This window comes from Alteromonas infernus (assembly GCF_902705815.1).
Genome location: NZ_CACSIG010000007.1, coordinates 1 through 26,941 on the forward strand (window position 1 = coordinate 1; position 26,941 = coordinate 26,941).

At 45.5% G+C, this 26,941-nt stretch carries 17 protein-coding genes and 1 pseudogene; 5 read left to right on the forward strand and 13 right to left on the reverse strand.

Annotated elements, in window-relative coordinates; all coding sequences use genetic code 11:
* Positions 1-36 precede the first annotated feature (36 nt).
* The 3 genes and pseudogenes from ACX5J7_RS01505 to dnaQ form a co-directional block, all read right to left on the reverse strand.
* Complete coding sequence (locus ACX5J7_RS01505) at positions 37-165, reverse strand: hypothetical protein (RefSeq protein ID WP_269822341.1); 129 nt, start codon at positions 163-165, stop codon at positions 37-39.
* A gap of 96 nt (positions 166-261) precedes the next feature.
* Positions 262-1,765 (reverse strand): annotated as a pseudogene (locus ACX5J7_RS01510) (TIGR03503 family protein).
* Between the two features lie 68 nt (positions 1,766-1,833).
* Positions 1,834-2,553, reverse strand: a complete 720-nt coding sequence (gene dnaQ, locus ACX5J7_RS01515; protein WP_012518185.1) for a DNA polymerase III subunit epsilon — start codon at positions 2,551-2,553, stop codon at positions 1,834-1,836.
* Between the two features lie 97 nt (positions 2,554-2,650).
* Between dnaQ and rnhA the strand changes: the two genes are divergently transcribed.
* Positions 2,651-3,121, forward strand: coding sequence for a ribonuclease HI (gene rnhA / locus ACX5J7_RS01520; RefSeq protein WP_015067028.1), 471 nt, complete (start codon positions 2,651-2,653; stop codon positions 3,119-3,121).
* A 75-nt stretch (positions 3,122-3,196) separates the two neighbouring features.
* Here rnhA and ACX5J7_RS01525 read toward each other — a convergent pair whose 3' ends face one another.
* Entirely contained in the window at positions 3,197-4,174 is a 978-nt protein-coding gene (locus ACX5J7_RS01525; RefSeq protein WP_474116318.1) for an NAD(P)H-quinone oxidoreductase, read from the reverse strand.
* 151 nt (positions 4,175-4,325) lie between these two features.
* Here ACX5J7_RS01525 and ACX5J7_RS01530 point away from each other — a divergent pair, with 151 nt between their 5' ends.
* Positions 4,326-5,519: a class I SAM-dependent rRNA methyltransferase gene (locus ACX5J7_RS01530; RefSeq protein WP_474376800.1), complete on the forward strand. Its 1,194-nt coding sequence runs from the start codon at positions 4,326-4,328 to the stop codon at positions 5,517-5,519.
* A 99-nt stretch (positions 5,520-5,618) separates the two neighbouring features.
* On the opposite strand, the gene ACX5J7_RS01535 is transcribed toward ACX5J7_RS01530, so the two are convergent.
* The 6 genes from ACX5J7_RS01535 to ACX5J7_RS01560 all read right to left on the reverse strand — a co-directional run bounded on the left by ACX5J7_RS01535 (position 5,619) and on the right by ACX5J7_RS01560 (position 14,730).
* A complete protein-coding gene (locus ACX5J7_RS01535; RefSeq protein ID WP_024016182.1) occupies positions 5,619-5,870 on the reverse strand; it encodes a DUF2061 domain-containing protein in 252 nt (83 codons plus the stop codon).
* A gap of 270 nt (positions 5,871-6,140) precedes the next feature.
* On the reverse strand, positions 6,141-6,443 hold the full coding sequence (locus ACX5J7_RS01540) for a PilZ domain-containing protein (protein ID WP_015067025.1): 303 nt from the start codon (positions 6,441-6,443) through the stop codon (positions 6,141-6,143).
* 221 nt (positions 6,444-6,664) lie between these two features.
* On the reverse strand, positions 6,665-10,693 hold the full coding sequence (gene hrpA / locus ACX5J7_RS01545) for an ATP-dependent RNA helicase HrpA (protein WP_498705849.1): 4,029 nt from the start codon (positions 10,691-10,693) through the stop codon (positions 6,665-6,667).
* 100 nt (positions 10,694-10,793) lie between these two features.
* Positions 10,794-12,140, reverse strand: a complete 1,347-nt coding sequence (locus ACX5J7_RS01550) for a Na+/H+ antiporter NhaC family protein (protein ID WP_474376798.1) — start codon at positions 12,138-12,140, stop codon at positions 10,794-10,796.
* A gap of 275 nt (positions 12,141-12,415) precedes the next feature.
* The gene (locus ACX5J7_RS01555) at positions 12,416-13,594 is read right to left on the reverse strand and encodes a helix-turn-helix domain-containing protein (protein ID WP_498705850.1); all 1,179 of its coding nucleotides are present in this window, start codon (positions 13,592-13,594) and stop codon (positions 12,416-12,418) included.
* Between the two features lie 224 nt (positions 13,595-13,818).
* Entirely contained in the window at positions 13,819-14,730 is a 912-nt protein-coding gene (locus tag ACX5J7_RS01560) for a diguanylate cyclase domain-containing protein (RefSeq protein ID WP_012518176.1), read from the reverse strand.
* Between the two features lie 441 nt (positions 14,731-15,171).
* Here ACX5J7_RS01560 and ACX5J7_RS01565 point away from each other — a divergent pair, with 441 nt between their 5' ends.
* The 3 genes from ACX5J7_RS01565 to ACX5J7_RS01575 all read left to right on the forward strand — a co-directional run bounded on the left by ACX5J7_RS01565 (position 15,172) and on the right by ACX5J7_RS01575 (position 21,405).
* A complete protein-coding gene (locus ACX5J7_RS01565; RefSeq protein WP_348681763.1) occupies positions 15,172-17,877 on the forward strand; it encodes a TonB-dependent receptor in 2,706 nt (901 codons plus the stop codon).
* Positions 17,878-17,956: 79 nt separating this feature from the next.
* Complete coding sequence (locus ACX5J7_RS01570) at positions 17,957-19,066, forward strand: metallophosphoesterase (RefSeq protein ID WP_232362925.1); 1,110 nt, start codon at positions 17,957-17,959, stop codon at positions 19,064-19,066.
* A 14-nt stretch (positions 19,067-19,080) separates the two neighbouring features.
* Positions 19,081-21,405: a phytase gene (locus ACX5J7_RS01575; protein WP_498705852.1), complete on the forward strand. Its 2,325-nt coding sequence runs from the start codon at positions 19,081-19,083 to the stop codon at positions 21,403-21,405.
* Between the two features lie 77 nt (positions 21,406-21,482).
* Here the strand turns inward: ACX5J7_RS01575 and ACX5J7_RS01580 are convergent, their stop codons facing one another.
* From ACX5J7_RS01580 to ACX5J7_RS01590, 3 genes are all read right to left on the reverse strand, one after another.
* Entirely contained in the window at positions 21,483-21,902 is a 420-nt protein-coding gene (locus ACX5J7_RS01580; protein ID WP_012518171.1) for a CBS domain-containing protein, read from the reverse strand.
* Positions 21,903-22,066: 164 nt separating this feature from the next.
* Positions 22,067-23,110, reverse strand: coding sequence for an isoaspartyl peptidase/L-asparaginase family protein (locus tag ACX5J7_RS01585; protein ID WP_015067019.1), 1,044 nt, complete (start codon positions 23,108-23,110; stop codon positions 22,067-22,069).
* 119 nt (positions 23,111-23,229) lie between these two features.
* Positions 23,230-26,940: a hybrid sensor histidine kinase/response regulator gene (locus ACX5J7_RS01590; protein WP_498705855.1), complete on the reverse strand. Its 3,711-nt coding sequence runs from the start codon at positions 26,938-26,940 to the stop codon at positions 23,230-23,232.
* Position 26,941: the final 1 nt, after the last annotated feature.

The following is a 26,941-nucleotide window of genomic DNA, read 5'->3' on the forward strand; positions in this document are numbered from 1 at the left end:
CCCCGGCGTGACAGGCCGGTATTCTAACCAACTGAACTACCGCTCCACATCTTCAATGTTATCAGTGAGTTGACCTGGCTGATGTTGCCCTGTCCCCTGACTGCGGCGCAGATAATACGTATTCCCCCATGTGGAGTCAACGCTTTTTATTAATAAAATTGTCATCTGCGGTTTGTTTGCCTGTTAAATAGGCATTATGTCGAAATAAAATTCAAACTGAACAAATTAGCGACGCTATTTCATCGTATAACAACGAGCGGCCTACGCGTCGTCTGATTTTTTACCTCGTTTAAAAATACCTAGCAGCTTACTGATGCCCTTTGGCGCAGTTTCCATGGTGAGATCCGCCTCAGTGAGCTGCTGCTTCTGCTGAGTCGTCTGTTTTTTAGCGGTTTGAGTAGCTTGTGGTGAAGAAGAGCGCTTGCGCACAATAATAATAACAACCGCTGCTATCACACCAATCAATATAATTGAGCCGTTTACCACTACCAAAATTAGCGTAAGCGTTCCCTCGTCCATGTCCTCTTCGGAAAGAGCGGGCTGCGTGTTAATCGCGTTAGACTCTATGGGTGCCATCATCGGTGCACTGCCATCTACAATAGGATCTTCGCCGTTTATTAATGGGTCCTCGACTTCAGGCTCAATGGGCCCATCTGCCACGAAGCTAAATTCTGGTACGTCTAAAATGAAGTCCCTTCCATCCACGGTAGAGCCATAGGCAGTGACTTTTACTCTGAAAATACCCTCTTCATAGGCCACTATTAGGTGTTCGCGAGCCTCTGCCCCTCCCTCGGTAAGCGAGAAGTTTTGCATGTCCGCGTTAGGAAATTTTACCTTGCCATCTACCAGTAAAGATTCGATATCAACCAGCTCGCGATTCACATCAATAATAATTTTGTGATAGCCCTCACCGCCCCCATCCATTTCTACATCGATAGTGACCGGGTTATCATGAAGAACAATGGGCGCACCTTCTTGCTCTCGCGTATACATAGGCGTGCTAACCCTAAAAATTGGTTTCCATTCACCGGCAGCAATTTTTAAGTTGAACTGCCCTGTAAATACCCCATCACCCGGTCGTTCATCCATTCCCCTGCCATCATCTTTAAATGTAGCAACGGTTTGATCGCCAGTTCCAAAATTGCCAAAGTTAGGATTGTTAGTGCTTTTAAATTCAATATCTAACGCCACCACATCCCTAAAGCGCTTGTTTTCAATAGGCTTACCATTATTGGTTAGGTACGCAGTTGACTTTAAAATTTCGCCCGAGAACAAGACATTAGGTAAAGGGTCGGCATGGAGTTCGACATCTGATAGCACCATAATGCGGCTTTCTGGCAGTACTTGTCCCACCGCTTGCCACGGTCCGGGGACGGGGTTCCTTATGGTTATCATGTCGAAGGTATCGGCATCAAACCACTGTACCTTGTCTTCATCTACTCTGCCCTGAAAAAGCTTAGAGCCGTCTGGGCGCACTAACACAACTGGCGCAGATCCATACTCACGGAAAAAAAACCATCGTAATTTCCTCCACGTTATAGTCGACGCGGAAGCGGTTCTGTAAAAGCTTGATAGAATTCGTATAGTTATCGCCTAAGTCAGTAAGCGGTGAGGTATCGATTGACGGGTTTTGCGCTTGGGTATCTTGAACGGCACTATCAGCGACTTGGCGCGCAGCGTCTCGTTCATCTTCCTGAGATTGCGCAGTAGCGCCAGTGTGAATAAACGATGATAATAATATTACCCAATAAAACCACACTCTCACGCTACGCTGCTCCTGCACTAAATTGTTCTGTTATATCGCTTTGCTAAAACGGGTTGTCGATGAAAAGTTTAAGACACCTCGTCAACATTAGGGCGCCACAAACATTTACCACCCGCCTTTTCAACGATGTCTAGACGAGCTTCGTGTTGTGTTAACTCATCGGCGGACGCTTTGATAACCTTTAATTTATTTGTTTTGCGCTGCACTCTTCTGATTGCGGTGGAGTCAGTTTCACTACCACCTGATGATGCAAGTTTTAGCTTAGTCTGACCGCCGGTCATTAAGAGATAAACGTCGGCTAATATCTCGGCATCCAGTAACGCGCCGTGGAGCGTACGGTGGCTGTTGTCTATGCCGTAGCGTTTACATAGTGCATCAAGATTATTTTTCTGGCCCGGGTGCATTTGTCGAGCAAGGGTAAGCGTATCGAGCACATCACAAATTTGATTGGTGATAACCCCTTTAGTCGACGGCTCCATGCCAAATTCATGGTCCATAAACCCGACGTCAAACGGCGCGTTGTGAATAACTAACTGCGCCCCTTTTATAAAGTTCACGAACTCTTGTGCAACTTGCGCAAAGGTTGGTTTGTCAGTAAGAAACTCATTCGTAATGCCGTGAACTTCGATAGCTTCTTGTTCTATATGCCGGCCTGGGTTGATATACACATGGAAGTGATTCCCCGTTAACCGGCGGTTCACGACTTCAACACAGCCAATTTCGATAATACGGTGGCCTTCTTTGGGATCAATACCAGTGGTTTCAGTATCGAGTACAATTTGGCGCATGGAACCTCTACTATAATTACGCTTTCATTTTTTGATAGTATATCAACCCCTTCGCAATCCGCTAAGGGAAATGACAAGATAAATTAAAGGAAGTGCTGTGGCGCAAAAGACCATTCATATTTATACCGACGGTTCCTGTCTAGGCAACCCAGGCCCTGGTGGGTATGGTGCTGTATTAATTTATAAACAGCATAAGAAAGAGCTAAGCGACGGATTTGCGCATACCACAAATAACCGCATGGAGCTGCTGGCCCCTATCGAAGCGCTAAACAGCCTGACTGAGCCTTGTGCGGTAGAACTCACTACCGACAGCCAGTATGTAAAAAATGGGATTAACCAATGGATCCATAACTGGCGCAAAAACGGTTGGCGTACGTCTGATAAAAAGCCAGTGAAAAATGCCGACTTATGGCAACGCTTAGATGAAGCGGTGAAAAAGCATCAAGTGAATTGGCATTGGGTCAAAGGCCACTCGGGGCACCCTGAAAATGAACGCTGCGATGAGCTTGCTCGCGGTGCCGCTGAGGCGAAACCAACTCAAATCGATGAAGGTTTCGTTGGCACCTAATGCACAGAAATAAGGCTAACAATACATAGGCAATGAACTGGGCGCGCAACGCGCTGCGCGCCTAACTTAATCGCTCTACCAAGAAACCACCAGTTTGCCTTGTGTGTCATTGTTTTCTAAGCGCCCATGAGGTTTATCTATATCTTTAATACTGTAATGCGTATCAATATTTACCGTTAACTCTTTGCTCTCAAACGCGGGTATACACGCCGTTTCGAACTCACCAATGAGGTTGGCTTTGTATTCATCACTGCGGTTGCGCAATGTAGTGCCAATAATTGACGCTCGCTTACCAAGCAACATCGCCATATCAAGATTATCCGCATAGCGGCCCGCGAGCATGGCAAGGTAAACCACGCTGCCATCTCGTTTCAGTACCTGTAAGTTGCGATTCAAGTAGTCGCCACCCACCATGTCTAGCACCATATCAACGCCTTCAGGCCATGCTTTTTTAAGCACCTTATCAAACGCCTGCTGTTTATAGTTTATAAGTTGTTCTGCGCCATTTTTTTCGCACAACGACAGCTTCTCTTGGCTTGATGCGGTTACCGCACTGTGTACACCCCAGTAACGACACAATTGCGTAGCGGCAAGGCCAACCCCGCTCGCACCACCGTGGATCAACGCTCGCTGGGCCGGTTTAATGTGGGCTATCGTGCGTAAGCATTGAAACGCAGTGAGAAATACTTCAGTAAGACCGGCAGCTTCAAAAAACGGCATGCCCTGTGGAATGCGCATCAGGTGAGCAGGGTTGACCAGTGCTTCCGTTGCGTAACCGCCACCTGCTACTAAGCCACATACTCTATCTCCTTCTTTAAAGGAACTTACATCGCTTGCAACTTCAGATACGACACCAGCCACTTCCAAACCCAAAATCTCGCTTTCACCTGGCGGTGGTGGATAGTTACCTTGCCGTTGCAAGGTATCGGCGCGGTTAACACCGAACGCTTTTACCTCTACCTTTACTTTACCCGCCGTTAATGAATAACCCGCTTGCTCTTTTACCGTTAGCTCATCAGGTTTGCATCCTTTTGCAAAATCTACGTAGTGCATAGCTTTTTTGTATCCCTTAAATAAATATTTCAATACGCGAAAATCTTTTATTCAGTTTGGGTTTCTTTACTGTTTATTCAACACAGAACATACGAAATTGCGTATAATCGCGCCCATTCGCAATACTGTTTAACTAAATACGAGAGCCTACATGTCAGCACAGGTCATATTACAACCCTCCAGAGATAAATCACTTCGCCGTAAACACCCCTGGGTTTTTGAAAGCGCAGTAGCTGAATTGAAAGGCCGTGCTCGCATTGGCGATACAGTAGATGTGTTTGATGACGAAGGCGACTGGCTCGGTAGAGGGGCCTATTCACCTCACTCTAAGATTCGTGTTCGTATGTGGACGTTCAAAAAAGACGAGAGCATCGACAATGGCTTTTTCTTGCGGCGATTAGAAACAGCCTTAGCTTTACGTAAGCGCTTGTTCGACCCAAATAAAACCAATGCATTTCGCTGGATAGCCTCTGAAAGCGATGGCCTTCCAGGTGTAACTATTGACCTTTACGACAATGTGGCAGTCGTACAATTGCTTAGCGCTGGCGGCGAAAAGCACAGAGATAAAATAGTGTGGGCCATCACCAAACTTATGCCAGACGTTCATGTGTATGAACGAAGCGATGTAGATGTGCGTAAAAAAGAGGGCCTTGAGCCTGTTACCGGCGTGCTTCACGGCCAGCCACCTATGCAAGTTACTGTGAAAGAAAATGGCATTAACATTGTGGTAGATATAGAAAGTGGTCACAAAACCGGATTTTACTTGGATCAGCGAGACAGTCGCGCTGCGGCCGCGCACTATGCAAAAGACGCAGATGTGCTTAACTGTTTTAGCTACACAGGCACCTTCTCTTGCTATGCCCTCTCTGGCGGCGCGAAGTCGGTTACCAATGTAGATGTATCGCAGCCTGCCCTTGATTTAGCCAAGCACCACGTGGCAATAAATGGCTATGATGACAAGCGCGCGCAGTATCTTAACAAAGACGTATTTAAAGCGTTGCGTGAATATCACGAGCAAAATAAACAGTTTGATATGGTTATTCTTGACCCGCCAAAATTTGTTGATAACAAAGCCTCACTAAACCGCGCTGCTCGTGGCTATAAGGACATCAACATGTACGGTATCCACGCGGTAAAATCCGGTGGGTTATTGCTAACATTTAGCTGTTCTGGCCTTATGCCGGCCGATCTTTTTCAAAAAGTAGTGGCTGATGCCGCGCTCGATGCGGGCCGTACGATAAAGATTATTGCCCGACTTAATCAAGCGTCGGACCACCCTATCATCGGTAGTTACCCAGAAGGATACTATTTGAAGGGCTTGGTTTGTGAAGTAACAGACGACTGACAAAAGCAAAAGCGCCTGTGTGAATGACATACAGGCGCTTTTTAGTATTTATTTAAAGAAAGTCTTTTTTAAGCCAGCGTTTTTATTCGTTAACCGCGCTCATGAAGCAAATGAGATATCTTGGTTTCTTCGCACTGGCGCCGATGTTTCAGACGCTAATTCCGTTGTCGCCCCTTCTTTACGCGCTTCAATTTTTTTCCACACCATTTCGTGAAAGTAAAACGCAACAGTATTTATTGAGGGTTCTACAAGTGCCACAGCGCCACCTACAACCACACTACCTGTTAATAGGTAAGCTACAGTGAACGCGACCGCAAAGTGCATAACAGCAAAGGTAATCGTCTTTTTCATAATAATAACTCTCTTTAAAAAATAAAATATGGTTGCTTGCGCAGTAATGAGAATTATTATCAATTAGAGCATAAATTGAAAATAGAAAAAAGCGAACGGTCTGTTCAATTTAATTAATAAGAGAGGACAGCGTGATTTTTATGCTCAATGTTGGACTAGGGTTTTAACACAAACACACTAAGCTAAGAGGCATTTTGTAGAAGAAAAAGCCTGCCGGGTTTAACCTGCTTTAAGGCGAAGTTACGGCTTCGCCCCATTGCTTATATCACGCTATTTCATTTGAGAAATTTCAACACCGATAATGCAGCTTGACTCCGATTCCGGCTCACAGCGTACCACCGTTGCTAACGCAGCAAGAGAAGGGATTTGTGAACTAGAGGATTCAATAGCGACGCTTACTTGCGTACCTACCTCGATAGAAGGCTCATCAACTTCTAACGACATTCCCGTTGCGCTAATATCTTTGCACATTGCCTGCATGGTTCGGCTCGACTCATCATCAGTTATTTGCAACTGACACGGCGAATTTACCATCATCCTGAAAAAATTTCGCTTATCGTCGTATCCCAACATGTCTACTTCTCCTGATTTTTAGCATTACGCTGACGACTACCCTTGTTGTTATAGGGTGATGCTGATAACTTGTCAATCAAACTGTATGATATTTGACCGCCAAAACTAAAAAGTAGTCTTTCGTTTAACTTTTCTCTTATACAGTGTTCATATTAACTGTAGTCAAAATTAGAAAAATTACCTTAGCCTTCTACTTTATAAGGCCACAACGCGTATTTTTGCTAATACTCTGCTAAATGCAGTGTGATGCGTTTCGCTGATATGGGGTACGCCGTACCCAGTTGCTGTGCAAACAGTGAAACACGCAGCTCTTCTATCATCCAACGTACGTCTAATAGCGCTTGCGGCACTTTACCCTTAGGGTATTTACTACAGGTCTTTTCCCATTCTTTCGTCGATTTTTCCACCGTTACCTGATGCATTCTGTCTTTGTTAGGATCAATGGGTAGTTTTTCTAGTCGTCTTGCCAACCCTTTGATGTAACGATTCCAATCATCAAGTCTTGCTTCACCTATTTGTGAGACAAAGCCTGGAAATACTAATTGCGCCAGATGCGCTTTACAGTCGCCTAGCGCATTGATCATGGTTAATGGCACATTGCCTTTCATTTGCTTTTGGCATTGATGAGCAAGGGTGAGCCCCTGCTCTACTTGTTTAGCAATTTCAAGCACCTTATCGTTAATGCTTGCCCGGGCAATATCTAGACAGGCTTCGAAGTCGGCCTTGTTGCGAATATCGGTTTTATTCGCCTCGCAGTAGTCTGTCACAATGGCATCGATACCCGCAAAAATACAATCGTCAATTAACGCTTTAACCTGGCCAAACGGGTTAAAATAAAGGCCTAGTTTTGCTTTATTGGGCAGTTTACTCTGTAAGTAATTGAGCGGCGATGGCATGGCATTTTTAATTAATACATTCACGCCTTGCTTGTGTAAGGCTTGCGCTTTATCCGCTTCCTCTATAAGCGCAATATCAACTTTATCGCCCTTTTCAACCAACGCAGGGAATGCTTGTACTTCAAACCCGCCCACCTTCTGCACAAAAGTTTCTGGCAAGCTTTCAAAGTCCCACTGCTCTATGTTGCTGCGTTCTAACTCGGGCGTTGCCGCTTTTTCAAAGGTTTGTTTTACCTGCCCTGCACACTGCTGTTTAAGGGCGTGTAGGTCGTCACCCTTTGCAATATCGTCCCCGTTGTCGTTCACCACTGCGAAATGCATTTTTAAATGCTTATCAAGCTGGGCTAGGTTCCACTCATCGCTTTCAATAATGACGCCTGTCATTTTGCGAAGCTTATCGGTTACGGCTTCAAGCAAGGGCACAGGCCGGTTGTTTTTGTCCGTTTCACTGATATCAGCTAGACAGGCCTCGGCGAAATTAGGAGCTGGTACAAAGTTACGGCGCAAGCGTTTGGGCAGGGCCTTGATTAACCCTACAATTAAGTCGTGTCTTAACCCCGGTACTAACCAATCGAAACCAATGTTATCGACCTGGTTTAATACGGGTAGCGGGATCACTACAGTCACCCCGTCATCGACAGCGTTTGGCTCAAAATTGTAGCGCAGCGGCAGTGTAATATTGCCCTGTCGCCATACGTCGGGAAATGCATTAGCCACTGACTGGCCTGGCTGCTGACGATAAACATCCTCTTCCTTAAACGTTAGGCTGTCGTTGCTGCCGTGCTGTCTGAACCACTTCTTAAAAGCCGCATCGTTGTTTGCCTCAAGTGGGATACGTTTGGCGTAAAAGCTCACAAGCTCTTCGTCATCCACAATCAAATCGCGACGACGGGTCTTTTGCTCAAATTCATCCGCTTGCTCTAGTAGCGCCTGATTCTCCTCAAGGAAGCTGTAGTTTAGCTTAGTATTGCCTTCAACCAGGGCTTCACGAATAAACAACTCGTGGCAAATTGGTGGGTCGATTAGGCTGTACACCTTGGCCCGCTTCATGACTATCGGCAGACCAAACAGCGTAACTTTTTCAAAGGCGATAACCGCACCGCGCTTTTTAGACCAGTGAGGCTCTGAGTAGCTTCGCTGTACCACGTGCTCGGATAAAGGCTCTACCCAGGCAGGGTCAATTTTTGCCACCATACGCGCAAACAATTTAGAGGTTTCCACCAGCTCTGCCGCCATGACCCACTTTGGCTGCGACTTCGACAAACCTGACCCTGGAAAGATTAAAAAGCGAGAGTTACGCGACCCCATATACTCGCGCTCTTTATCTTTAAAGCCCATATGTGAAAGCAGGCCGCTGGCGACAGCTTGGTGAATAGATTGATAATCCGCTTCTTGCTTTGAAATACCAAAGCCAAGCTCGGCAATCGACTTTTTAAGCTGGCTAACAATGTCTTGCCATTCGCGCATACGTAGGTAGTTGATAAACTGCTGCTTACACCATTTGCGCAGCTGGTTTTGGCTTAACGCATTTTGCTGCTCTCTAAACGCTACCCACACATTGTAAAGGCTAATAAAGTCAGAGTCTTTATCTTGATATTCACTGTGCTTTTCGTCAGCTTGCTGGCGCTTTTCTTGAGGGCGCTCTCGCGGGTCTTGAATCGACAAGCCCGCAGCAATAACCATAACTTCACTAAGCGCATTCGTTCGCTCAGCTTCAATCACCATGCGTGCATAACGCGGGTCAATGGGCAGTCTAGCTATCTGTCTGCCAAGTGGCGTAAGCTGCATTTTCCCTTTTTGTTTACCTTTCCCTTTACCAATTGCCTGAATTTCCTCAAGCAAGCGAAAACCATCGTTAATATTGCGGTTGTCGGGTGGCTGAACAAATGGAAACGCAGCAATATCGCCTAGCCCCAACGCTAACATTTGCAAAATGACTGATGCTAAATTCGTACGCAGAATTTCAGGGTCAGTAAACTCCGGACGACCAAGGTAGTCATCTTCGCTGTACAAGCGAATACAAATACCGTCTGAAACACGGCCGCATCGCCCTGCCCGCTGATTCGCAGAGGCCTGCGAAATAGGCTCTATCGGCAGCCGCTGCACTTTACTTCTTGCACTGTATCGCGAAATACGGGCGAAACCAGGGTCGATAACATACTTAATACCAGGCACCGTTAACGACGTTTCAGCCACGTTCGTAGCAAGCACAATGCGCCTGCCGCTATGGGACTGAAAAATGCGGTTTTGCTCGGCGGCGGATAGCCGTGCATAAAGAGGCACGATTTCAGTATTGCGATAATGCTGCTTACTGAGCGCATCTTGGGTGTCTCTTATTTCACGTTCGCCACTTAAAAATACTAAGATATCGCCTGGCGCTTCACGCATAAGCTCGTCAACAGCATGAACAATAGCATCGCTTTGATCGCGATCTTCATCAAAGTCTTCTGGGGCGTGATAGCGAACCTCAACTGGATAAGTCCGGCCACTTACTTCAATAATAGGTGCGTTATTAAAATGCTTAGAGAACCGCTCTGGGTCGATGGTCGCTGAGGTGATGATAAGCTTGAGATCAGGGCGCTTATCTAACAGCTGTCTAAGATAGCCAAGCAAAAAGTCGATATTTAAGCTTCGTTCGTGGGCTTCATCGATAATAATTGTATCGTATTGATTTAAAAAACGGTCTTGCTGCATTTCCGCGAGCAGCATACCGTCTGTCATTAGCTTTACATAACTGCGTTCACTCACCTGATCGCTAAAGCGAATTTTAAAGCCCACTTTTTCGCCCAATGGCGTATTAAGCTCTTCTGCAATACGGGTAGCCACACTTCTAGCAGCAAGACGACGCGGCTGCGTATGGGCAATCATGCCATTCACACCTAAACCTAGTTCTAAGCATATTTTAGGCAGCTGAGTGGTTTTACCCGAGCCAGTTTCACCCGCAACAATCACAACCTGATTGTTGGCTATGGCGTCTTTAATATCTTCTTTTTTATCGCTTACCGGTAGCGGTGGATACTCTACCTTTGGTAGGTTGGCTTTACGCCAGTTGCGCTTTTCAATTGACCCATTGATGTCTGCTTTAAGTTTTTCAAACTGCGTGCTTAAACTTTCTTCGGCCGATTTTTGTGCGTTTTTCTGACTTCCTTTATTTGCGCTATGCGACGTACTATCCCCGAGCGCTTTGCGTTTTGAAGCCTCGCTTTTGTCACCCGGTGCCGCGCCTTTAGACTCACCTAACCCCTTTGCTTTTTGTGCAAGCAGCGTAATGCGGCGCTTCAAGCGAAACTTATCGGCGCTTAAACAATCATCAAGTTTATTGTAGAGGGGTTTTATCGCGATTGGTGAAGACAAAATTGCATCCTAAAGAAGATTTCTAAACATCAATAAAATTCGGGCGGTGATCCTAGAAGATACCGCCCTAAAAAGCTAGCGTTGTAAGCGTTACGAGAAATTACGCGCTTTGGGTTAGTTCATCGTCTTGTGGCGTATTAAAACGCGGAAAACCAAACCAAATCGCCGCCACGCCAAACACAAAGATCAGCATGGGATACCAGCAGTACGGCGTAATTGCCAAGGGCGAAATACCGACTACCGCGGCAGCGCTTAACAATTGCGCGCCATACGGCACCAAACCTTGAAAACTACACGAAAATATATCTAAAAGCGATGCAGTACGGCGGGGGTCTACGCCATACTTTTCATTGAGGTCTTTTGCAATGGGGCCTGCGGTGACAATGGCGATGGTATTATTGGCAGTGGTTATGTCTAAGAAACTAACCAGCCCTGCAATACTAAACTCAGCCCCTTTTTTTGAAGTAACTCGGCGGGTTAGACGTTCAATTAACCACGTAATGCCGCCGTTGGCGTGCATCAGTGCCACAATACCGCCTATGGTTATAGCTATCATGGCAAGGTCTTGCATCCAACCCATGCCCTTTTGGATACTCTGCATCATTGAAAGCATGGTAAAGCTGCCTTGTACTAACCCAACCACACAGGCACTTGCAATGCCGACAGCTAGCACGCTGATAACGTTAAAGCCTGTAAGCGCGAACGCAATAATACACAGGTACGGTACAATGCGCCAAAAATCATAGGTACCACCTTCAACAATGCCCGATGTGTCTACATCAACCATAAGCAAAAGCGCCATAGTGACGATACACGCAGGCACGGCCACCATCAGGTTTGCGCGGAATTTATCTTTCAACTGCACCCCTTGAGTGCGGGTTGCAGCAATGGTGGTGTCTGATACAAAGGATAAGTTATCGCCGAACATGGCACCGCCAACCACAATCCCTAATGCCATTTCTATTGGTAGCCCTAAATTCGTCGCAAGGCCAGCCCCAATAGGTGATAGTGCAGTGATAGTGCCCATTGACGTTCCCATAGAGAACGAAATAAAGCAGCATATAAGAAACAAGCCTGGCAGAATTAACGCTGATGGCACAAATTGAAGGGCCATGTTCACCGTGGCATCGCGCGCTCCGATATCTATCGTGACCGCGTAAAACGCCCCAGCTAGCAAAAAGATTAACACCAAAAGAATAATGTTTTTATCGCCGCCTCCCTGACAAAAGGTTTGCACTTTTTCAGAAAAACTCACCTTTTTACCCTTGGGGTTAAGGCATAGACCATAGCCAGCACTGATAAAAAATGCCACTAATATCGGCATTGCAGTTATATCGTTGGTTGTTACCCCCGTAACCACAACAAGAACCACGAAAAGCAATATTGGCGTTAGACCCATAGGGTTAGGTAATACAGAATTTGGTGCAGTAGCGTTATTTTCGCGCACAGAAAACTCTCTTTTGATTTTATGACTTATCTACAAATGATTAGCGACGACGCTAGAGCCTTTAATATAGACTCAATGTGTTTAGGCAATCACGTAAGTTAAACACGTCAGACCGCTAAATATATATTTCACTACCGTCTAAGCGTGTTTTACGTGAGTGGTGTAACCTGCATATAGCATGCATCTGTATGCTTTTACGTGATAAAAAAACATAAGCGAAAGAGGATAAAAGGTTTTAACGCTATTGAAAAGGGAATTACACAGGTTTACACCAGTTAGGCATTAGAAAGTCTAAGTTCACTTGGCGTCTTTCCTGTCAGCCGCTTAACCGTACGGCGAAAGTTAGGTAAATCGTTTATACCCATTTGTCGTGCTGCCTCTTCATTGTTTGCTTTATGCACAGACAGCAAAACTAAGGCATAGTTGCGCCATACTTCTTCTGACAGCTGTCGATAGCTGGTATTGAACTCCTTTAATTTACGTTTGAGCGTAGCTGGGCTAATCGCTAACTTTTCAGCAAGTTCAGGCAGTGCACTCCCCATATTGTGAGCGCTTATGGTTTGATACACATGGCACCTAACATAATCGGGAAGCGAGATAAGAGGATAGCGTTCGAAAAGGCGATACCGCCCTAACTCTTTGTCAGTCACCATGTTTGGTGAGTGAATAACAGGTGTGGACATGGGTTCATCCAGGGCATGCTTTTCAATGCACATACTGTTGAAAGGGCAATTAAACGCAACCTTAAGCCCTAAATGGGTTTCAAAGTCAGCAATATTTTTTGGTCTGGCGCAGGTAAAGTTAAACGAAACAGAGACTCGCTGCTTTGCAATCCCTTTTAAAAGCGCCGCTATGCTGGCAAAGCTTACTTCTCTTACAAATTGTGCCAGTTTAGCGCCGCCGACGGTGAGTTGAGGAATTAACATCACCTTGTGGTTGGTGGTAAAGCACTGGAACTGACAAAAGGGAATACTACACCACCTGAAGATTTGCTGCTGAACAAGGTGGGTCAGTAACGCTTCTAGGGTATCGCAAGTTTGCAGTACATGCATTGGACTATGTAACCACTGAGCAGCTAACGCACTTCCCAGCAAAAAGCTCACATCTGCCCCTTTCGTTTGACTTTGCACGTTGTTAAGCAATAAATGATATTGCTTAATGCTTATCAAAGAGTCAGGCTCTAGTGCGTCTTCAAATATCCCTGTACCTCTGAATAATTTGTTTTTATTCGCCCCACGATTAAGCGCCACATCAAGCACGGCTTTAACCAGCCAATAGCCAGCAATAACCTTATCATGCGTAGACTGCACAACATCTGCACTAGCGAAGACACCCACGCTACCTGCACCACCACCGTCTCTTACAGAGACACCCATGCTATCTGCACCAACACCTTCTCTTACAGAGACACCCACACTATCTGCACTAACACCTTCTCTTACAGAGACACCCACGCTATCTGCACCGACACCTTCTCTTACAGAGACACACCCACCCCAACATGTTTTTTTGCATGGACACCCAGATCATTTAGCTCTGCAAGAGGTTTCGTTTTTTCACCAAACGTATCACCGCCCTCACCTGAATGTGACGACGCTGCTACTGTGAAATTCGATAAGCTTATTTCCATTGGGTTATAGCCGCGGTGAACATGGTCTATTCATTCATCATTAGATAGTCACGCCGCACTTTTTTGAGGGCGCTCAAGCTCTGTCAACATGGCGTTCAATACCGTAGAAAGTGTCTGATTGGGTAACAAGGTTACGTGTGTACTTCGCGCTGAAGTATAAATGGCGTTGGTATTTAATTGATGTCTAAAGGCCAGATGCTGAATGCTCGCCTTTATCTCATCAATGATTATGTCTGCCTGTGTCGGCGATACATCCGGCAGTAAAATAGCAAAACGGTCTCCAGCATACCGACAGGCTAAATCATGTTGGCGTAAGTTCATTACCAATAGCTGAGCAATTTCGTGAAGATACCTATCACCTTCCGTATACCCATATTGCTGGTTAAACAAAGAAAAGTTGTTGATATCTATGATGGCAAGTACAGCCGACTTATTGAATTGCTGAAGCTTTTGAATCTGCTCTTTCCAATACTCAGCACGGTAAAGCTGTGTTATGGGGTCTATTTTATCGTGATCCCGATAGTCCCATTCACGACGTCGCAACTGTAGGTTTAATGCTCTTTGCTCCAAATGCCACTGGTAAAGAGCCGCGGTCATCACCACCATTCCTACTGCGGCAGGATAGGACTCTATCATGCTTATCCAATGTGCATCATCGGGGTAACGTAAAAACTCATCTAAGAAGTCTAGTGTTGCTGAAAAAAGAAAAAAACCTAATCCGAAAACAAGGAGGCTGGTGACTTTACCAGGAGGCCTACTCGCAAGCGCTGCAAGTATCCAGGCAAGGGTCAGCAGGACAATACTTCCCTCACCCACGATATCTAAACCCGATATATCAGCGCTTTGTTTTGGGTTACCTAAAAAAAGCGCTAAAGATATGGCAATTGCAACAATGCTTACCGTGAAAGCGAGCCACCACGTGTGGTGCCTAAATTGTGTAGTATTGGTAAAGGAAAACATAGCGCCTCTTAAAAAATATCCTGCTCGTGTACACTGCAAAACGTTTTAGCTTTTCCGGTGAGCGTGGCAAGTCAAACAGACCAAGCACGTACGGTACGGCATAGCGCCGTCATCTAACTTCCAAGTAAAACGAGAGTCTTGCCTAAATATGTTCGCAGTGTCGAGGGTCAGTTTGGCTCATTAATGTGACATCTTGATGGCGAACATTTTCTATTTCTCTTTTCTATCGCTAAAACCCGATGTAAATCAACGCGATAAGGCAGGGTCAAATTAGCTCAATAAATTGATAAATCTATGGCATTGAACCCTTGGTCTTATTACTAACATCAAAACGTCATATAACTGTCATGCAGCGTTCTTAGGGTACTCACACATTAACTTCCTCACTAACTTAGTGCTGACTTAACACTCCTTTTGACTGCTTAATTGATTGGAAAATAAATGAAAATTAAAACCGCGTACTCTTCTCTTGCACTTGCTTGCGTAACGGCACTTGGCCTCAGCATTGCTTCTCCTGTTCTGGCGGCAGATGGCGTAATCATTGGCTCTGTAAAAGATGCCGCTAAGGCCCGAAGCTACAACGGCGCTAAAATAAAGCTTATTGAATTAGGACTTGTTACTGAGGCAGGCCGAGACGGCACTTTTCGCTTTCCCTCTATTCCTAAAGGCACTTACACGCTAGAAATTTCTTATTTAGGTGAAGATACCGTCACGCAAACCATCAAGGTGGAAGATAATGACATAGCGCGGGCCTCAGTCGAATTCGGTAGCGGTGAGACCATTGACGAGATACTGGTACGAGGGCAACGAAGCGGACAGGCAAGCGCCATTAATCAGCAGCGAGTTTCTGACCGCATATCTTCGATTGTTTCTGCAGATGCCATTGGCCAATTCCCTGACCAAAACGCAGCAGAATCGCTACAGCGCTTGCCCGGCCTCTCTATTGAACGTGACCAAGGTGAAGGTCGCTTTGTAGGGATCCGCGGTATCGATCCAAACTTAAACAATGTCACCATCAATGGGTTAAACATTCCTTCGCCTGAGTCTGGCGTGCGCTCTGTTGCCCTGGATGTCATTCCTTCAGAACTCATTCAAACACTAGAAGTATCGAAATCTGTCACACCTGATATGGATGGTGATGCCATAGGTGGTTCAGTAGCCGTTAAGAGCGTTAGTGCGTTTGACAAGGCTCGCGACACCGCAAGCGTTACTGTTCAAGCAAGCCAAAATGATTTGCGCGATGAAACCAGCCCAAAAGTATCAGGTACCTTTACCAAGAAACTTTCATCGAAATGGGGCGTTGCCGGTGCTGTTTCATATTTCGATAGAGACTTTGGTTCTGATAATGTAGAAAGCAACGGTGACGACGAACTTGAACAGCGCCACTACGCCATCACACGGGAGCGTTTAGGTAGTGCGTTGAACATAGACTTTCGCCCTGACTTCAACAACCAATATTTCTTACGCACTTTATACAGTGAATTTTCTGACGATGAATACCGCCAAGGCAACATCTTTACCTTTGACGGCGAAGATTCGGAAATTGAAAGAGAAAGTAAAGATCGTTTTGAAAGCCAAAGTATCTTCACGGTCGCGTTAGGCGGTGAACATCAGCTAGATACATGGGAAGCGAACTGGCAGCTAGGCTACGCAAAATCTGACGAAGATGAACCTGACGCTTTGTACTATATATTTAAAACAGAGAATGACAGCATTGATGCCGACTTAAACACCATGCGCCCTACTGTTTCACAGAATGCTGATGCCATGGATTTGTCGACCTATGAAGTAGATGAAATAAGCTTTGAAGATAACTACACCAAAGATACCGAAACCAGCATCAAATTTGATGCGGCGCGCCCTATTAATGTAGGTGGCTACATCGGTGAATTAAAATTTGGTTCAAAATACCGCAGCCGAGAGAAAGACCGAGACAGCAGTATCACTATTTTCGATGGTGACTTTGATGACCTAGATGCCGCTCAATTTGGCGCAGCAAGCCCAGATTATTCACTCGACAATTTCGGTCCAGGGCTTAACCGAGGCGTAATGCGCAGTTATTTTAACGATAACCGTGAGAGCCTTGAGGTTGATAGCCTAAACTCAGACATTGAATCTCGCGGTGCTACGTACGTAAACGAAGAAGACATCTTTGCCGCTTATATCATGGGCAGCGTAGATATTGAAAAGCTTCACTTGGTCGCCGGTGTTCGCTACGAGCGTACTGACTTTTCAACTTCGGGCATGCGCGTAGAGCTTGTTGAAAACGAGCAAACTGACGTAGAAGAAGTGGTGAATACGCCTTGGGAAGCGGAGCGTGACTATGATCACTGGCTACCTAGCGTGAACGCTAGATACACTTTTTCTGACAAGCTACAGCTTCGCGCTGCTTACACTCAAACCATTTCTAGACCTAAGTTTGAAGATGTCGCAGCATTTCAAATAATCGAAAGCAAAACAGAAGAAGACGATGGTGTATTTGTTACTGAACGCGAAGCAGAAGTAGGTAACCCAGAGCTTCAGCCTTACGAAGCTCAGAACATTGACTTATCTCTTGAATACTACCCTGGGGACGTTGGCGTCATTTCAGCCGGTCTTTTTTATAAGAATATCGATAATTTCGTTGTTTATGCCGATGTTGCAGGTACCGCGGGCTGGGAAGGTTTCGAAGAGGTCATTCAACCCATCAACGGGGACTCTGCAGATTTGACCGGCTTAGAGCTCTCTTGGGTAAAAGCCTTTAACAACGGTTTTATCGTGTCTGCCAACGCTACTTTCACCGACTCTGAAGCAACCACCTTTTTGGATGGCGAGAAGTTTGAAACGCAGCTACCGAATCAGTCTGATCGCATTGGCAACTTAACCATAGGCTATGAGGCCAATGATTTTAGCGTACGACTTGCCACCACCTATAAAAGTGAAAACTTTGAAGAAATTGAGGGCGATATGCTGAGATTTGAAGATGACCATGTACAAATGGACTTCATGGCACGTTACTACATTAACGACACCATGCAGGTATATTTTAACGGCATTAACTTAGGTGATGAACCTTTCTACAACTACTTCGATACGCGCAGTCAAAACGCGCAGTACGAAGAGTATGGCCGTACGTTCGAACTAGGTTTTACTTGGCAGCTAAACTAGTCACGTTAATTTGTTGTTTATAATCAGGCGCGCAGGCCGCTAAAAAAAAGCCTGCGCCACCTGTTTTAGAGAGTCTTTCATGCACGTTTTACCCACATCACCCGCTACATCAAAGCCGTCTTTCGTTACTTTGTTAACTATCATGCTTTGTTTCGCTTGTTTCTTTAACTCAGCTTGGGCGCAGGCAAAGCAACAAGGCCCCTCTCAAATCGGGCCTACGGATATTGCGCCTATCAATACGGGGCCCACCCAAACCGCCCCTTACTCGCACGCCTACTATGAAAAAACGACCATTGCAGATTTGTCGGTACCGGATGAAGCGGTTTCCTTCTTAACATTGGGAGACTGGGGGCGCAACGGGCACTTTTATCAAAAACACGTAGCCAAATGGCTTGATATTGCCAGCTACCAGCTAGATGCTGAGTTTATCGCTACCACAGGCGATAATTTTTACGACAACGGGATAGCGTCGGTTGATGACCCGTACTGGATATCGTCTTACGAAGCCGTCTATCACCAGCCTCATCTTTTCATCAACTGGCACCCAGTACTGGGTAACCACGACTACCGCGGAAATTGGCAGGCACAAATAGACTACAGCGTAAAAAGCCGACGATGGGAAATGCCAGCTCAGTATTACAGTAAGACGTTAGCGTTAGATGACGGCGCAACGGCACTGTTGTTGTTTATCGATACCTCACCCCTTAACCCTGACTATGCGAGAGAAGCTAAATATCAAGAAGCCTATGAGCAAGGCGCCTCTGAGCAGCTTTCTTGGATAAACACAATGTTGGCACAAGACCAATATACGTGGAAAGTAGTTATTGGCCACCACCCCTTGTACTCAAGCGGTAAACGCTACGGTAAAACAAACGCGATCAAAGACGTACTTGAGCCCGTTTTTCACAAACACAACGTTAACCTATACATCGCGGGGCACGAACACGACCTACAGCACAATCAGCTAGCCGGCGATGAGTTAGTTCACGTGGTATCGGGAGGCGGCTCTGAGGTGCGCCCCGTTGGAAATTACGAATTTACTCAATTCGCTAAATCTACAGGTGGTTTTGTTAGCGTGAGCATGACGGCCAAAAGCATATTCCTTAATTACATAGACCACCAGGGGAAGAAGGTTTATGCCCACACAATAAATAAGCCTAACACTGCATCTTCATCCAGCACGCTTTAAGGTAACTAATCACAATGGATAAACAAAAAATTACACGCATATACCCCACAATGGGCAAAACCTTTTTCCTTACCGGCATGCTGGCCACACTTTTTAGCTGTGCAACTGCAGGCAAAGCAAGCCATCAACCACAGGCTGATATACAAGAACCTGTGTTAAAGCTCAAACAACTTGCAAATGGGTTTAGCCAAACGCTTTACTATCGTAGCGATAATCAACAAACAGCTTACAAAGACACCCATGCTAACGAGCAAGAAACACCGAAGGCCTTGAACAAATCTTACAAAGACACCCACGCTAACGAGCAAGAAACTCCAAAGGCGTCGAACAAATTTTACAAAGACACCCACGCTAACGAGCAAGAAACTCCGAAGGCGTCGAACAAATCTTACAAAGACACCCATGCTACCGATAATGAAAAATTGGCCCCAGCGTTAAATGCACAAACTAACGATGACACCCACACTATTGAACTTCAGTTAAACGAACACCAAGGAATTTCAATCAGTAATAGCCAAGGAAAAGCCAGGTTTATTGCGGGTAGTTTTGTTCTTGCGAGTGCGGAAATAGCCGAGTTTGAAAATAAACAATGGGTGTCCATGGTAGTGTTTAATAACAATACGCAACACATTGAGGCATATCGACTCGCCCCTGATACCCTCGATATACAACAACAGCTTACCCAGTCCGCCAAAGGCTCAGAAGCCATATGCGCGGCCGTCACTGCCCAAGGTGCTCCGCATATTGTAAATATTGATGCCACGGGCACGCTCAACCAGTTCGAAATACACGATAATCAATTTTTACCGCTTCGTAATTTTGCCATAGGCCCGGGCATGAAAAGCTGTAGCCTTGATATGCTTACTCACTCTATTTACTTAGCCGATGAATTTGCGGGCGTTTGGAAAGTTAATGCCGACATTGAAAGTGAGTTAGAAAAAGAATTGTTTTTTCATAACGCTAATATCGCTATCGAAGGTGTGAGCACTTTATCGAGCAACACATCACTTTTTAAAGGCAGCCTGCTGGGCTGGGTAAGCCCAAATAAAAGCGGCGTATGGTTACAAAGCCAATGCCAGACAGAATTCATAACCTTGCAGTATGACTTAGCTGGAGTACCGCAAACCATTGAGCCCGAATTTATTCATTTAGCGTTTTATGAATATGAAAAAGGCCCGCGAATTTCTGTGATAGTTGATGATGATGCCTCAGGCAATTTCTTTTCGGCAGAGCTATCTAGCGAATTAAGTGCAGCTTATTTTAACCATGGGTGTCTTTCTAAAGATGGGGAGCCGATAACCAATGCTGGAAGCCGTTCGCCGAAGTACGCGCTTGCGCGTGTATTACCTTCCGCCGAGACCCAGCCTGTGAAAAACTACGGTGACGCCGCTGACGACCCGGCTATTTGGGTCAACGCCCAGTCTCCTTCGCAAAGCCGCATACTAGGCACCGACAAAAAAGGTGCACTCAATACTTATGATCTTTTAGGTCATCAACAACAAAGCTTAGCTGTGGGAAGAGTAAATAACGTTGATGTGGGGTATAACGTAGCGATAGCCAATATGAACAACAGCGGCGAAACCACGTTTACCGATATTGCTATTGCCTCGAACCGTTCACACAATAGTTTGTCTGTTTTTGAAATAGATGAGTTTGGCGTGCTTGCTCATTTAGGTGAAATTGACACAACACTTACCGACATTTACGGCATGTGCCTGTTTGTAGAAAATGGCGTCACCCAGGTGTTTGCTAACGATACCAGCGGCCTCTTCGAACGTTATGAAGTCTCCTTCAATAAAAATAAAAAAGCTAAAGGAACGCTTACTCAATCGTTTTCTCTTCCCTCACAACCTGAGGGCTGCGTGGTAGATACTCACACCAACACAGCGTACTTTGGTGAAGAAGGTGCAGGCATTTGGTCAATGGATATTAGCTCTACTAAACACGAGCCTACTTTCGTTTCTGCAATAGCCCCACCAGTAGAGGCGGACATGGAGGGCTTGGCCCTGTTTACTGTTGATGCTCAAACGTACCTTATTGCATCAAGCCAAGGTAACAATAGTTATGCAATCTACAACATCAATAGTAAAAACGCCGACAAGCTTACCTTAATGGGGCTTATTCGCATTACCGCCGATATGAATCACTCAATTGACGGGGTTTCAGAAACCGATGGACTTGAAGCAACGAACGCCAACTTAGGCGGCGTTTATAGCGAAGGTCTTTGGGTAGTCCAGGATGGAAGAAATGTCATGCCCTCAGACACACAAAACTTTAAGCTGGTTTCAGGTGCACGTTTAAAAGAAGCCATAAGAAATTTGGTGTCAACGAAACATTAATTAGACTAGTTATAAACCCATTAAGCGTTGAAAAGGAGGGGGTAACCCCTTTCCTTTCAACGCGTTAAGAAAGGCTTTTATCCTGCTCGCTGGTAGCCATCATTTAGCTGGACGTCTATCGCACGCAGCACTGCCGTTCGGTTAATGCAGCCTAAAAGCACTCCGTCATCATCAACTACAGGGTAAACGCGAGGCTTTTCTTTTAATAATAACTGCGCTAATTCTATTACCGACATATATGGCTTTACAGACACCACGGGGGTTTTCATAATTTCCCCCACTCTGCAAATTTGCTCTCGGTAATAGCTCGACGCGATCATTTGAGCAATACAGTCTTGCTCTGAAAGAAAGCCAACCACCCTTCCTTTGGTATCTAGTACCGGGCCACCGCTTTGTCCGCTGGCCAATAATACTTCGACAGCCTGCGCAACGGGCATGTCGATATTAAGCTTCACTGGGTGAGTATTCATATAATCACTGACTTGCAACGATTCCATTTTCATTTCTCCAGCCGTGGCGCCCAATGAGACCGATACTGCTAACTATTGGCGTTACGGCACTTCAATTGTTTTTAACCACTTGTGAAAGCAATTTTCCCCCACACTTAAAGATTAGACCTATACTCATCCACAAGCCAGCACAATTAACAATAAAATAACAACTAATCTTTATAGATTGCTATGCTCACTTTACCCTCTGTATCGATGCTAGCGCGGTACATCCCCGCAGAATTGAACGGCATCGCAATGTTACCAACACTATCAATAGCAATAACACCACCGTCGCCGCCCGCTTTAACTAACACATCGTTGACTACGGTGTCGGCCGCTTCCGTTAACGTTAGCCCCTGATACTTCATTCGGGCACAGATATCAGCCGCAACATGGTATCGAATAAAAAACTCACCGTGCCCTGTCGCAGACACTGCGCAACTTTCATTATCGGCATAGGTACCCGCACCTATAACCGGTGAATCGCCAATTCTTCCGTAGCGTTTGGCTGTCATTCCTCCGGTTGAGGTGCCTGCCACGATATTGCCACCGCTGTCTAACACCACGGCCCCCACCGTACCGAAACGCTCATTCCCCTGTTGCGTTCCGTAACCACTTGATGCCTTTTCCATACGCGCTTTTACTTTATCTAGCGCTTGTTTGCGAAACTCGGTATCAAAGACTGTGTTTTTAACCTGCTCTAGCCCGTTCTCTTTAGCGTACTGTTCGGCACCTTCACCCGACAGCATGACATGGGGCGATTCATTCATTACCAGCAATGCTGCCTCAATAGGGCTTCGTATTGTTTTAACGCCAGCAACGGCGCCCGCGTTTTTACTGCCTCCATGCATGATAGAAGCATCGAGTTCATGCTCACCGTCAAAGGTATAAACCGCGCCTATGCCCGCGTTAAAAAGCGGTGACGTTTCAAGAATTTTAATAGTCTCTACCACGGCAACTTCGCCTTTTTCACCTTCTTTTAAAAGCGAATAGCCATGCTTTACCGCTTTCGATAGCACATTTTTGTAGGCGGCGTCTTTCTCTGCCGTCATGGACGATTTTAAAATAGTCCCCGCGCCTCCGTGAATAGCGATTGCCACCTTCGGCTCCTGGGCTAACGCATTGGTAGCTAATAATGCGGCGGTAACCACGCTGAAGGTGCATAAGGTTTTATACCAACCATTAGATGAGACGCTAAAACGAGCTAAGTTCAAATTACATTCTCCTAAACGCTTTTATTATGAGTACTGAATTAACTACCATTTAATTCAGCGCAGTTAAAGCAGGTTTTAAAACTCTTAAACGTTAAGATGACACAATAAGAAATAACAAGCTAGGCCACGGCAAGAAGTTCAATGAAGGTATTAAGATCGTCGTCTATGGAAGGAAGCAGGGCTTTGACTTTTTCCCACTGTGCCCCCTTAGATAATTCCCATACTAGCTCAAAGTCTTTTTTAAGTTGCACAGCACCGATATCCGCTGACATACCCTTAAGCTTTAAAGAGAGCACTTGAACTTGTGTAAAGTCTTGCTCCTCTACAGCACCTTTTAACTGCTTTAACTTATCAGGCGCACTTTGTGAGTAAAGTTCGCAAACCCGAGAAAACAACGCTTTATCCCCCATTATTCGCGCTATCGCATCGTCTTTATCCCAACTCTCTCTCACCTTTCCATTATCTGGCGCTGGTATATCGCTTAAAGCGTTAGACTCGTTGGCGCTTGTTGCTGTGACAGTTTCGTTAGTATCGCTGTGACTGCTCATATGGTCATCCATCGACACCTCTTCTTGCACACCGCTGCAAGATGCTTCTTTATTGATAGCGTTTAGCAGGCTATCCACAAGGGCTGGCGGATCGCTCTTTATTTCGTTGTTACGCTTAGCGTCTTCGCTTTTTAATGCCATCGTTTGGTGTATAAGCCATTGCTTAACTTTGGGGATCAACACGTCTGCAATTACGGGCTTAGTCGTAAAATCGTCCATGCCGGCTTCTAAGCACTTCTCTTTCTCGCCAAGCATGGCGTTGGCAGTCATCGCGATAATGGGCACATTGGCATGCAGCGGGCCAGCTTTACCCTCACGGATAGCCCGGGTGGTTTCATATCCATCCATGTTCGGCATTTGGCAATCCATCAAAATACTGTGGATACGACGCCCTTTTTTCTCGCATTTTTGCAAAAATGCAATAACTTCCTCACCGTCGCAGCAGGTAAACATCTTACCAGGCAGGCTTTCCAGTACGCCTTTGGCCACCTCTCTATTTATCAAATTATCATCAACAATAAGTAGGTTAGCGTCTTCAATAGACAATTGAGGGTCTGATGTCTGTTTAACCGTCTCGAAAGCGTCGTCACTTGGGCCATTTCCGTCACTGGGATGAAGTTCGTTCATTGACGATGAGTATCCCCCAAGCGCTGCATCGATTCCCTGTTGAACAAGCGTAAAACTTGAACGAAACAGCGGTTTAGGTAAATAAATTGGCTGTATATGGTTAAATTGGTAAGGCGCTCCCTCTATTTTTTGAAGGATGAAAACCACCGGTAAAGCGCAGGCTTCTTGCTCAGTAGTATGCGCATGCCAGATATCGTCTAAATCGTTAATCAAGGGGCTAGACTCATCAACAATAACCGCGTTGAACGTCGACCACTCAATTTTATCGGTATTGCTGTCTAACACGTAGGCATCTGCCCCCACATGCATCGCCAAACTACAGATATTCTCTTCTAGAGGCGAATAGCCAGCCGATACGCCTATATTGATACCACTTAGCATTGCACTTTCCATTTCTAGCGCGCGCTCAAGTGATGCTTCGGTATCTGGAGTTTTTTCAGTAAGCGTAACGTAAAATGAAAATGTACTTCCAACGTCTACCACAGATTTAAACGTTATATCCCCACCTAACAGCTGTGTTAGCTGCTTGCAAATAGACAAGCCAAGCCCTGTTCCACCATACTGAGTCGCGACGGAAGCATCGGCTTGAGTAAATGCAGTAAATAGTTTTGGTTGACTTTCTGGGGCGATACCTACGCCAGTGTCACTTATGCTAAAATGCAATTCTTGTAACCCAGCGTCGTTTTCGTATAACGCTGCGTTTAGCTGTATGTGTCCTTTTTCTGTAAACTTGATGGCGTTATTCAATAAGTTACTTAATACCTGATTTAGCCTATGGCGGTCGGAATTAATCTCTACACGAGGAAGCCCCGTGGTATCAACTATTAGCTCAAGCCCCTTAGTTGCAGCCTTCACCGCAAACACTTTCGCCAAAGACTCTATCAGCGTTAAAGGTTCGAAAAGCTGGTGGTTAATATCTAATTTACCCGCTTCAATCTTCGATAGGTCGAGAACGTCGTTTATCAGCACGCTTAAATTGTTACAGCTAATTTCCATCATAGACACTAACTGCTCAGCTTTATCATTGAGAGGCTGGCGTTTGAGCAATGACAGTGAACCAACCACCCCGTTTAATGGCGTACGCATTTCATGACTAATATTGGAAATAAATGAGCTTTTTACGCTACTCGCCTTACGCGCCTCTTCCGTTGCCTTCGTCAGCTCTTTCGTTCTACTGACCACTTTTTCTTCAAGCTTAAAATTAACTCTTTCTATCGCATCTTTAGCTTTGTGTTCATCAGTCACATCTCGAATGACAACGGCAACGCCAGAAAATTGTGAGTTATCACCCCATATCGTCGATGCAGTAATAAGAAGTTTGTGCTCGTTTTTTTCACCGTCTATATACGCTGTTGTAAATGTCTCTTGCTTACCGCCCTTGGTGAGAACGGTTTCTAAACCAAGCGGTGACAGCGGCTTAAACGAGGAGAAGTGTTGGTTTATAATGACCTGGCTGGGTATACCAAAAAGGGATTCAGCTGCCATGTTCCAACTTTTCACTTTACCAAAAGCGTCTACGCTAAAAATAGCGTCTTTAGATATTGCAACGATTGCCACTGACTCACCGCGGACCTTTGCAAGTTCGATATTCTTACGATTACTTCGGTAAAAAAACAGCAATGCAACCGTGAATATTATCGTCACCGCCACCAGTACGCTATAAACACTCATTCGTTTATCATTGATTAACGCAGTAACATAAGATTTAGGCGTTGAGACATGGAGGTAAAAAGGCGCTACTTGCTGACCGCCACCAATGCTGAATGCACGCGAGACGCTATATAGGGTGTTTTCCCCTTCCACTGGCGAGAGCCTCGCTCTTCCAGCCTTTAGCGGTTGAACAAATTCACTTTGCCAGTTTATTGAAGGGTTCAAATCTTTAGAAAAGGATTTATCGCTATCTGGGTGTAAGGTAAAGTAACCTTCATTATCAGTTACATAAAGCGATTGATTTTGCGCAAGCGCCTGTTTCATTTGGTCAAGCAAAAAGCGCGCGTTTACGTTCATTATTATAAAGCCGTAACGCTCATTAGCATCACTAAATATAGGAAGCGACAACCTGATAACCGCTTTATAGGGGAATTCCAACTTTCCGTATTCACGATTTAAGTTAATACTAGAAATGTAAAACTCACCTTTGTTGCTTTTTACACTCTCTTTGAAGTAATTTCTCGACGCCTTTGTTTGTAAGTCGATATCACTGGCGATAATGACAGCGCCGCCCTCGCGCTCCACCCTAATAACCTCGCTCCCTTCATCATTAGACTGAATCACTCTCAGTTGGTCAATTTCACTGTTGTTCTCAATAAAAGCAACAAATATCGTTTCTAAACGATGTTTCCATTGATCTAACGTGGTGCTATCTTTTGGGTCTACGTTACCGTTTGCTGTCGCCCGAACTATGCCGCTAATAGGTGGTGTTTGGTGCAGGAAATTAAGTGCATTGGTATACTGAAGTACCCGCATATCGGCCGCGGCTTCCGCATTTGCGGCACTTTTTTCTAGTGCCGAATACGTCTGGGCAGTTGCCGCAGCTTTAATATTACCCTCAAATAGCCCCACAACCAGTATGACAAGTACGACCGCAAGCACAACGGTAAGCCCGAACGTACCTTTCGCTTCGCTTAATGTTGACTTGGGTGTAAAAGACGACAAA

What these genes read in the sequence shown, in the direction of transcription:
- ACX5J7_RS01505 (WP_269822341.1), bottom strand. Translation starts at nt 165, where the DNA reads ATGACAATTTTATTAATAAAAAGCGTTGACTCCACATGGGGGAATACG.
- dnaQ (WP_012518185.1), bottom strand. Translation starts at nt 2,553, where the DNA reads ATGCGCCAAATTGTACTCGATACTGAAACCACTGGTATTGATCCCAAA.
- ACX5J7_RS01525 (WP_474116318.1), bottom strand. Translation starts at nt 4,174, where the DNA reads ATGCACTACGTAGATTTTGCAAAAGGATGCAAACCTGATGAGCTAACG.
- ACX5J7_RS01530 (WP_474376800.1), top strand. Translation starts at nt 4,326, where the DNA reads ATGTCAGCACAGGTCATATTACAACCCTCCAGAGATAAATCACTTCGC.
- ACX5J7_RS01535 (WP_024016182.1), bottom strand. Translation starts at nt 5,870, where the DNA reads ATGAAAAAGACGATTACCTTTGCTGTTATGCACTTTGCGGTCGCGTTC.
- ACX5J7_RS01540 (WP_015067025.1), bottom strand. Translation starts at nt 6,443, where the DNA reads ATGTTGGGATACGACGATAAGCGAAATTTTTTCAGGATGATGGTAAAT.
- ACX5J7_RS01560 (WP_012518176.1), bottom strand. Translation starts at nt 14,730, where the DNA reads ATGTTTTCCTTTACCAATACTACACAATTTAGGCACCACACGTGGTGG.
- ACX5J7_RS01565 (WP_348681763.1), top strand. Translation starts at nt 15,172, where the DNA reads ATGAAAATTAAAACCGCGTACTCTTCTCTTGCACTTGCTTGCGTAACG.
- ACX5J7_RS01570 (WP_232362925.1), top strand. Translation starts at nt 17,957, where the DNA reads ATGCACGTTTTACCCACATCACCCGCTACATCAAAGCCGTCTTTCGTT.
- ACX5J7_RS01575 (WP_498705852.1), top strand. Translation starts at nt 19,081, where the DNA reads ATGGATAAACAAAAAATTACACGCATATACCCCACAATGGGCAAAACC.
- ACX5J7_RS01580 (WP_012518171.1), bottom strand. Translation starts at nt 21,902, where the DNA reads ATGGAATCGTTGCAAGTCAGTGATTATATGAATACTCACCCAGTGAAG.